The following is an 8,311-nucleotide window of genomic DNA, read 5'->3' as shown; positions in this document are numbered from 1 at the left end:
TACAGAAGTTTCTTTCATTATATTGAATTCATTTTACTTTAAAAAGAATGAATACCCGGTGATTAAGACCATTCTTAATAATTTTTGCCCCCTCTTTGCTAATATGAATTTCTCATTTACGCGGATAAATTACATCTTGAAACAAATTTTGCTGATGTGAGTGGCGCAACTCCTGCACCGTGAAACTGACGCGCCGTTTATGGCCGGGAATTACGTTGGGCAGGATCAGGAATAAAAAGTAAAAAGGCCGCTGCACCATTGGCGTTACAGCGACCTTTATCCTTACCTCACCTTATAACATCACTTTCGCTGCCATTTCGCGGCTGTAATCACGGCTGGCATCGACCAGCGTGCGGGTGTAATCATCACGGATATCGCCGCCCAGCAGGGCGCCAGTGTCCAGCGTTTCGCGGATTTTTCCGTATTTCATCACCGCGACACGCTGGCATAGATGGGCGATAACGCCCAGATCATGCGTCACCATCAGATACGTCAACCCTTCCTCTTTTTGAAGATCGAACAGTAAATTAAGGATTTCCGCCTGTACGGAGACATCCAGCGCAGAAGTCGGTTCGTCGAGCAATAATACGCGGGGTTTAAGGATCAGCGCCCGCGCAATCGCCACCCGCTGGCGCTGACCGCCGGAAAGCTGATGCGGATAACGGCTGCGGAAAGCGCGGTTCAGACCGACTTTTTCCAGTATGGTATTGATCCGCTGCTCCCGCTGATCGATGCGGTGGATTTGCAGCGGCTCTTCCAGAATGTCGCCGATGGTGTGACGCGGATGAAGTGAACCGTACGGATCCTGAAATACCATCTGCACCAGTTTGCAGCGCTCCCGGCCAATGCGGTGTTCAAGCTGCTGACCGTCGATTTCCAATTCCCCCTTCCAGTGAGTAAACAACCCTGCCAGACATTTCAGCACCGTGGTTTTGCCCGAACCGGATTCACCCACCAGCCCGAAAATCTCACCCTCGCGCACGGCAATGTCCACATCTGTCAGCACCTGCGCGCTTTTCGCACCTTCACCAAAAGTCAGGTTCAGGTTGCGCACGTCGATCATGATTTTCTGTTGCATTGGTGCTCCTTAATCGGTCAGCCAGCTGGCCTGACGCTGCATCACCGGCAGCGGGTAACGGCGGTTATCCATATCCGGCAGCGCGTCAAGCAGGCCACGGGTGTACGGATGCTGCGCGTTATCCAGATCGGTGGCGGCAATGGATTCGACAATACGTCCGGCATACATCACCAGCACGCGGTCGCAGAAACTGCGCACCAGATTGATATCATGACTGATAAATATCAGTCCCAGCCCCCGGGTATTCACCAGGTCATCAAGCAGCGCCAGCACCTGTAAACGCACGGAGACATCAAGCGCCGAGGTCGGTTCATCGGCAATCACCATTTCAGGGTCTGTGATCAGCATCATCGCGATCATGATACGTTGTCCCTGACCGCCGGAAATCTCGTGCGGATACAAGCCGTACACGCGTTCCGGGTCACGGATACGCACCACGTCGAGCATGTTCAGTACTTTGTTTTTGGCATCGTTATAGGAGCATTTGTGGTGCGAACGCCACGCCTCGGCAATCTGGTCACCCACGCGCAACACTGGATTCAGCGAGTATTTCGGATCCTGCATAATCATTGAAATCCGCTTGCCGCGTACCTGCCGCATCTGCGACGGGCTGGCGTGCAGTAAATCCACATCGGCAAACTGCATTTTATTGGCGGTAATACGCGCTTTAGACGGATGCAGATGCAGCAACGCACGACCAATGGTGGATTTACCCGAGCCGGATTCACCGACAATCGCCAGTTTTTCGCGCCCGAGCTGGAAGGAAACACCGCGTACCGCCTGCGTGATCTGACGGCCATTCACAAAGCTGACGTGCAGGTCCTGCACGTCGAGTAACGCCGGAGCGTCAGTCATTTCGGGGATCGAGAATGTCACGTAAGCCATCTCCTAAAAAGTTGAACGCCAGGCTGTTAATCAGGATCGCCAGACCGGGGATCGTTGCTACCCACCAGCACTCCATCATGTAAGCACGGCCGCTGGAAATCATAGCGCCCCACTCCGGATCCGGCGGCTGTGCACCGAGGCCGAGGAAGCCCAGACCCGCAGCGGTCAGGATAATCCCCGCCATATTCATAGTGATACGGATAATCACAGACGGCAGGCACAGCGGCACAATGTGACGCCACAACACCCGCACCGGGCTCGCGCCCTGCAAACGCACCGCCGAAATAAAATCGGCTTGCCGAAGAGAGAGCGTTTCGGCTCGCGCCAGACGGGCAATCGGCGGCCAGGCGGTAAGCGTAATGGCGATCACCACATGTTCCAGCCCCGGCCCGAGGGCGGCGACAAACGCCAGTGCCAGTACCAGACTCGGAAAGGAGATAAAGATGTCGGTAACGCGCATCAGTACCATGTCGGTTTTGCCACCAAAATACCCGGCGGTGACGCCCAGCAGCAAACCAAGCGGCCCGACGGTGACCGACACCAGCAGCACGATATACAGCGTGATGCGCGAGCCATACACCAGACGGCTGAAGATATCGCGACCAAACTCATCTGTGCCAAACCAGTGCACCGCCGACGGCGGGCTGAGCGCATTGTTTAAATCCTGTACCAGCGGATGAAACGATACAATCCACGGTGCGAAAACCGCCACAATCATCAGCATCAGTATTATCGCACCACCGATAGCAGTCAGCGGATTACGCGCCATCTGCCACAGGAAATGGCCTGCGCGGCCAAGCGCCCGTTTCACACGCTGGCGTTTTTCGTCGCCCGCGCTGAGCGTGACGGAATCGAGGGAAATCGTCATACTTTTGTCCTCGGATCAAAGACCTGATATAGCAGGTCGGAGAGCAAATTCAGCACCACGAAAATCATGCCCACCACCAGTACGCAACCCATCACCGCATTCATGTCGCCCAGCATCAGGCTGCTGGTGAGATAAGAACCAAAACCTGGCCAGGAAAACACGGTTTCGATCAGCACTGCGCCTTCGAGCAGCGAGCCGTATGCCAGCGCAACCACGGTTAACAGCTGAACCAGGATGTTGCGAAACGCATGGTTCCACAGCACATGCCATTCGCTCAGTCCTTTCACACGGGCGGTGATAATGAATTCCTGCGAAAGCTGCGCCAGCATAAAGCTACGGGTCATGCGGCTGATGTAGGCTAACGAGTGAAAACCGAGCAGTGACGCCGGCAGAATCAGGTGATTGAGCGCGTTGCGAAACACTTCCCAGTTTCCGGCGATCAGCGCGTCGATCAGCATAAAGCCGCTGTGGCGCGTGACCTGTCCGTCAAGGCTGAAATCTACCCGTCCGGCACCGCCGACCCAGCCCAGCCAGGCGTAAAACACCAGTAAGCCCATCATGCCGACCCAGAATATCGGGGTGGAATAACCGGCCAGACTGATGATACGCACCCCATAATCCGCGAGGCTGTTACGTTTTGCCGCCGCCAGCACACCGAGCGGAATACCCACACCCGCGCCGAGAAGGATCGCCAGCGTCGCCAGTTCCATGGTGGCCGGGAAGACCCGCAGAATGTCCTGGGTCACGGGTTTACCGGTCAGTAGCGCATTCCCTAAATCACCGTGCGCCAGCCCGGAAAGGTAAATGCCGAACTGCGTCCATAACGGTTTATCAAAACCAAGCTGATGATAAACCTGCTGATAGGTACTGTGGTCAGCGTCCGGTCCGACAATTGCCAGTACCGGATCCACTGGCATTACGCGACCAATAAAAAACGTCAGCAGCAGCAGGCCGAACAACGTGACTGCCACCTGCACCAGCCGCTTACCGATGCGTCCGGCGGGAAAGGTCATCCGCACCGTTGGCTTTGAAACAGGAGCAGGAATTTGCATGGTCATAACTTTTTACCTCCGGCTGGCGGAACATCGGTGGCATTGTCTTTATAAACGTCACGCAGGAACGTGGTCGCGGAAGGATGGGGCAGATAGTTTTTCACATCCCTGCGCACCACGATGGAGTCGACCATCTGCGAGAGCGGCACCAGCGCCGGGATCAGCGCGTCGTAACGTTCCTGAATGGCGAAGTAATCCTGTTTCTGTTTCTCAGGGTCACGTTCAAGCAGCGCCTGATCGATATCCGTATTCAGCTGTTTGTCATAGAAACCGGTGCGCCAGCCCTGAAAATTGGTCAGCCGCGCGGCATCATTGTTATCCGGGTTGTAGACCAGCGCACGCAGGCTGGAATGCGGATGCGGTTCCACGCCGCTGCCGCCGCGCCCGACCAGCATGTCGAACTTGCGCTCACGCATCGCGCCGTAAATCTGGTTGCCGGTCCCGGTAACGATTTTGGCGCGGATCCCCGCCTGCATCAGCGTAGACTGCACCGCAATCGCGATATTAAGGAACGGCTGATCGGCCAGCACCCGCAGCGTGGTGTCAAAACCGTCAGGATAACCGGCTTCCGCCAGCAAGGTTTTGGCGCGCGGGATATCCAGCGTATAGCCCGGATCCGGCAATGTTGCAGGCATACCGACCTGAATCGGACGCTGATGCACAATGCCATAACCGTTCATCAGCGCCTTGCCGATACCCTGATAATCAATCAGATAGCGCACCGCTTCACGCACTTTCGGGTTAGCGAAATGCGGCTCTTTCATGCTCATCGCCACGTAATAAATAGTGCCTTTTTTCACCTGATCGACCTGCATGGCCGGGTCGTGGCTCAGCGCTTTCACATCGGATACCGCCATGTTATTGGCAATATCCAGATCGCCTTTTTCAATCATCAGGCGCAGGGTTTGGGATTCCTGAAAATGACGGAATACCACACGCGACAGTTTCGGTTCACCGCGCCAGTAGTGCGGATTACGGCTCATGTTCAGCACGTCTTTTGCCTGCCAGTTGTCGAGGCGAAATGGCCCGGAACCGGCTTCGTTAGTGGTCAGCCAGCGGTTGCCCCAGTCGCCGTTCACTTCATGCGCCTGCACGGTTTTGCTGTCCAGCGCCACCACGCTGCCGAGCGCCGCCAGTGAGTAAATCACCAGTTTCGGGTCATTGGGTTTAGGTAACTGAATTTCGACGACACCGGGAGACGGCGAACGCACCATCTCATCGACATTCTTTTTACTGAAGCCGTAGGATTTCCACACCGAGGCCTGTGCCAGATTGAGATGCAAAATGCGGCGCATCGACCACACCACATCGTTCGCGGTGACCGGATTGCCGGAGTGGAATTTCACTCCATCGCGCAGATGAAACGTAATGAGGTTACGGGCGTCGTTGACCTCCCACGAGGTCGCCAGCGCCGGTCGTACGTTGGTGAGTTCTTGCGGATCAAGCTCAATCAACGGGTCGTAGAGATTGACCACGATGCCGACAATGTCATTGCCGGTCATCGCAGCCGGATCGAGCGTTAACAGGTTATTCATGTTCATGCCGATGATCAGTTGGTCGGGCGGCGTTTTTGCCTGCGCCGTCCAGCCAGACGTCATCAGCAGGAGCGCGAAAAGCCACGCGCCCCACGGTTTGCCAGAGTTCATGATGTACCTTCCGGGTAGAGTCAGAGGTTTATTATTTTTCTGCCCGCAGGTCAGTCGCGGCTGACGGTATGGGTTTCTATGTAATCAAAATTAATGTCCTCACCCAGGCCGGGGCGATCAGAAAGATGCACGAAGCCGTGTTCATCCATCGGGTCAACAATGCTGTTCAGATACGCCGCAGGCTCGTCATATTCCAGGAACGGATGCAACAGGCCGCGTTCGTACCAGCGACAGTTACGGATGGCGCCGACCACCGCCAGACTGGCTGCGCCGTTGCCGTGCACTTCGCAATCCATACCGAACGCTTCCGCCAGACTGGCGACTTTCATGCACGGCGATATGCCACCGACGCCGTTGGCACCGGCACGTAAGATGTCGCAGGCACCGGCTTTCACCCAGTCCGCACGGCTGTGATGCTTACCACCCAGACTTTCCGGCCCGATCACATCAATAGACAGATTTTCTGCCAGCCACGCGTAGGACGCCATGCTCTCTTCTTCCATCGGCTCTTCGAACCACGCGAAGTTGAGTTTTTCCAGCGCCTTACCGATGGTCAGCGCCTGACTGCGGCTGTACCAGTGGTAACCGTCGAGCATCAGTTCGATATCCGGCCCGACCGCCTCACGCACGGCGGCGCAGGCTTTGATGTCCATTTTCGGATCCGGTGCAAACGCCACCGGCGGCATCCAGGTGTGCAGTTTGATGGCCTGATAACCGCGCGCCACCAGTTTTTCGGCAAACTGCCCGAATTCATCCGGCGTCGATAGCCCGCCCTTCAGTTCATCGCCACACATGGTGCTGCCGTACGCCGGGACTTTTTCGCGGAATCCGCCCAGCAGTTTATGCACCGGCATATTCAGTTTGCGACCGATAAGATCCCACAACGCCTGCTCGACAAACGACAGCGCCCGCTCGGTCAGCTGATGTGCACTGCCGCGCTGCCAGTGCACCAGATCCTGCCAGAGCCGTTCGCGGTCGAACGGGTTCTGACCCACCAGCACTTTTCTGAAAAAGGCATTCACAACGTGCGGACGCACCACTTCCGGCGGCGCGAACGAATACCCACAATCGCCTTCGTCAGTGGTGATCGTTAACATGGCCATTTTCGCCTGACTTTCTTCACCCGGATGAGAATGACCCGCACTGTCAGAAACGCGACGGGTCGGATAAGTAAAAACAGAGACTTCAACAGAACTTATTTTCACAGCGATACCTGCCATTACTGAGAGAGTTGACGCTCTTCGGAGCGCTCCGTAACTGCGCATTCATTGAGCAGCGTGAGCGCACTCACCCTGCTTTAAAATCGCAATCCAACAATAATAAAATGGTGTTTCATTATCGAAGTTAGCCACTTTACGGGCGCATTTCCACGGCTAAAAGCCGAAAATTTGCGGGTAAGTTTGGGCATATGCACGGGAGACTGTGAGCATTTTCACGAAAGTAAGGTAAAATGTGATCTGTACAGGAAATAGTCGGATGGGGTGTAGGGGAATATCCCGGTCTTCACTTTGTGAGGAGAAAAGTGGGCACAATGAAGCCAATCCGTTAGGCTAGTGTTTTTAGAAAGTGCTTGGTGAACAGCCGGAGTGGGATATGTTGCGCGTTATTGATACCGAAACTTGTGGATTACAAGGCGGCGTCGTGGAGGTGGCCTCGGTCGATATTGAAGACGGAAAAATCGTCAACCCGATGAGTGATCTGGTGAGGCCAGACCGTCCTATCAGCCATCAGGCGATGGCAATACACAAAATTACCGAGGCCATGGTGGCCGATAAACCGTGGATTGAGGAGATCGTTCCACGTTATCACGGCAGTCAATATTATGTGGCTCACAACGCCAGTTTTGACCAACGCATGTTGCCTGAAATGCAGGGCGACTGGATCTGCACCGTGAAACTGGCGCGCCGTTTATGGCCGGGAATTAAATACAGCAACATGGCGCTCTACAAATCTCTCAAGTTGCAAGTGGCAACGCCTGCGGATCTGCATCATCACCGCGCACTGTTTGACTGCTACATCACCGCCGCGTTACTTATCCGCATCATGGAAGAATCAGGCTGGACGCCCGAAGAAATGGTGACCATTACCGGGCGCCCTGCTTTAGTCAGCACCATGATGTTCGGCAAATATCGCGGCAGGAAAATTGCCGAAATCGCTGAAGACGACCCGATGTATTTGCGCTGGATGCTGAACAACATCAAAGAACTCACCCCTGATTTACGCATGACACTGAAGCATTATCTGGAAGGGCAATAACCTCTGAATTTATGATATTTCCCGGCATCTGCTCACGGCCGGTTACCCTAACCTGAGGTAGCCGGTTGATAGCGGTCAAAACCGCCGCTGAACGATTGAATTTAGCAAATTCTGCCGTAAACCTTAACCCGGCACAAATTATAGAGGGAGTTGATCCGTTCAATGCAAAAATCCAAAGAATCACTTTTAACTTTAGCTTTTCGTTTGCAAGTCATTCTTATTTATCTTTCTGTTTTGGTCATAACTCCGAAAAACAACTATTTATTCAATATCATTGCAATAATAGGTGTTCTGGCTTGTTTAGCTTATCTTTTTTGGGAAAAAATTTCAGGACCTAAGATCCGGGCGTTATTTACCAGAAAGTTTGTTAAAAAACAGCCACGGAAGGCCAGGTTTCTCTATACTCAAAATGAAACAATCAGTTTATTGAGCCTCAGCTCAATGTGCTTTTTTTTCATCACTTGCGTCGTAATAAAATTTTGGCATTCAGCATCCGCGACAACGATAGGGACACTCAGTGTCGTGA

8 protein-coding genes are annotated in these 8,311 nt (G+C 54.1%); 2 read left to right on the top strand and 6 right to left on the bottom strand.

What is annotated here, in order from left to right:
- Positions 1-292: 292 nt before the first annotated feature.
- From J1785_RS06130 to J1785_RS06105, 6 genes are all read right to left on the bottom strand, one after another.
- A complete protein-coding gene (locus J1785_RS06130) occupies positions 293-1,063 on the bottom strand; it encodes an ABC transporter ATP-binding protein (protein ID WP_217157009.1) in 771 nt (256 codons plus the stop codon).
- A 24-nt stretch (positions 1,064-1,087) separates the two neighbouring features.
- Positions 1,088-1,954, bottom strand: a complete 867-nt coding sequence (locus J1785_RS06125) for an ABC transporter ATP-binding protein (RefSeq protein WP_129991132.1) — start codon at positions 1,952-1,954, stop codon at positions 1,088-1,090.
- The gene (locus tag J1785_RS06120; RefSeq protein WP_217138798.1) at positions 1,926-2,831 is read right to left on the bottom strand and encodes an ABC transporter permease; all 906 of its coding nucleotides are present in this window, start codon (positions 2,829-2,831) and stop codon (positions 1,926-1,928) included. Before J1785_RS06120 ends, J1785_RS06125 begins: the two co-directional genes overlap by 29 nt.
- On the bottom strand, positions 2,828-3,844 hold the full coding sequence (locus tag J1785_RS06115; protein ID WP_129953729.1) for an ABC transporter permease: 1,017 nt from the start codon (positions 3,842-3,844) through the stop codon (positions 2,828-2,830). Before J1785_RS06115 ends, J1785_RS06120 begins: the two co-directional genes overlap by 4 nt.
- A 41-nt stretch (positions 3,845-3,885) precedes the next feature.
- Positions 3,886-5,481: an ABC transporter substrate-binding protein gene (locus J1785_RS06110; RefSeq protein ID WP_129953730.1), complete on the bottom strand. Its 1,596-nt coding sequence runs from the start codon at positions 5,479-5,481 to the stop codon at positions 3,886-3,888.
- A 98-nt stretch (positions 5,482-5,579) separates the two neighbouring features.
- Positions 5,580-6,734, bottom strand: a complete 1,155-nt coding sequence (locus tag J1785_RS06105; RefSeq protein WP_217219042.1) for a mandelate racemase family protein — start codon at positions 6,732-6,734, stop codon at positions 5,580-5,582.
- A 388-nt stretch (positions 6,735-7,122) separates the two neighbouring features.
- Here J1785_RS06105 and exoX point away from each other — a divergent pair, with 388 nt between their 5' ends.
- Positions 7,123-7,785 (top strand): exodeoxyribonuclease X, encoded by a 663-nt coding sequence (exoX, locus tag J1785_RS06100; RefSeq protein ID WP_217219041.1) that lies wholly within the window; start codon positions 7,123-7,125, stop codon positions 7,783-7,785.
- Between the two features lie 162 nt (positions 7,786-7,947).
- Positions 7,948-8,311 (top strand): hypothetical protein (locus tag J1785_RS06095; RefSeq protein WP_217219040.1); only part of this gene is annotated, 364 nt, incomplete at its 3' end.

Origin of the sequence: Rahnella perminowiae (assembly GCF_019049755.1) — a bacterium.
GTDB classification, from domain to species: domain Bacteria; phylum Pseudomonadota; class Gammaproteobacteria; order Enterobacterales; family Enterobacteriaceae; genus Rahnella; species Rahnella perminowiae.
Note: the sequence above shows the minus strand (reverse complement) of the source record. Positions and strands in the feature narration are given on the sequence as shown.